Origin of the sequence: Ferrovum myxofaciens (assembly GCF_000735045.1) — a bacterium.
Taxonomy (GTDB): Bacteria; Pseudomonadota; Gammaproteobacteria; order Burkholderiales; family Ferrovaceae; genus Ferrovum; species Ferrovum myxofaciens.
Window position 1 is genome coordinate 1 of record NZ_JPOQ01000512.1, and the last position, 429, is coordinate 429.

Annotated in this window: 1 pseudogene; it reads left to right on the top strand. The window is 53.6% G+C overall.

Annotated elements, in window-relative coordinates:
- Window positions 1-76: 76 nt before the first annotated feature.
- A pseudogene (locus IV91_RS0114830) lies at window positions 77-429 on the top strand (transposase); the annotation flags it as partial.

Below are 429 nucleotides of genomic sequence, written 5' to 3' on the forward strand. Positions count from 1 at the left end.
CAACTCCGCATCGCTGGTGAAATTCTGCGACACCGTGGTTCAGCCATGGAAAGAAACCCGCCGCTTGCAACGTGCCATGGACAGGTCTAAACGTGCCACGAACCCGCTCTGTTTTAACGCGAACGGCACATGGAAAAAAGGCCAGAAGTTCGCGCCGAGCAAACACTACACGGCAATCCGCACTGAGTATGCGGAAGTGGAGCGCAAACTGGCGGCTGAGCGCAAACGCGCCCATGGTGAACTTGCCAACCAGATTCTCGGGCTGGGTAATGTCATCCAGTCCGAAACCCTGTCTTATATCGTCTTCCAGAAGAATTATGGCAAGAGCGTGAAAGTCAGAGCACCCGGAATGTTCGTCGAACAATTGCGTCGCAAGGCTGAAAGTGCTGGCGGCAAGTTGATTGATTTGCACACCTGGTCGCTGAAAAT